Source organism: Salmonella sp. NW1250 (assembly GCF_051812965.1).
GTDB classification, from domain to species: domain Bacteria; phylum Pseudomonadota; class Gammaproteobacteria; order Enterobacterales; family Enterobacteriaceae; genus Salmonella; species Salmonella enterica.
Window position 1 is genome coordinate 1 of sequence record NZ_JAMNDD010000049.1, and the last position, 443, is coordinate 443.

Annotated in this window: 1 protein-coding gene; it reads right to left on the reverse strand. The window is 60.9% G+C overall.

The window, feature by feature from the left end; translation table 11 throughout:
• A partial coding sequence (locus NBA72_RS24195) for a sodium ion-translocating decarboxylase subunit beta (protein WP_439005041.1) occupies nt 1–443 on the reverse strand: 443 nt, incomplete at both ends.

Consider the following 443-nt stretch of genomic DNA (forward strand, 5'->3'; position numbering starts at 1 on the left):
ACCCCCGCCGAACCGATAAGCGGGTTGATTTTGTTCTTACTGCACAGGTTCAGCAGCTTCGCCATCAGCACCCCGGCCGCCGTCCCAATACCAAAGGCAATCACCCCCAGCAGCAGAATGCCCAGCGTCTGCGGCTGCAGGAACTTGTCCGCCACCAGCTTGGCCCCCACCGACAGCCCGAGGAAGATGGTGACGATGTTAATCAGCCCGTTCTGTACCGTGTCGCTCAGACGCTCCACCACGCCGCTTTCACGCATCAGGTTGCCAAAGCAGAACATCCCCAGCAGCGGCGCGGCGTCCGGCAGCAGCAGCGCCACCAGTAGTAACAGCACCACCGGGAACAGGATTTTTTCCCGCTTACTCACCGTGCGCAGCTGCACCATGCGGATTTTCCGCTCCGTCTCCGTGGTCAGCGCCTTCATAATCGGCGGCTGGATTAACGG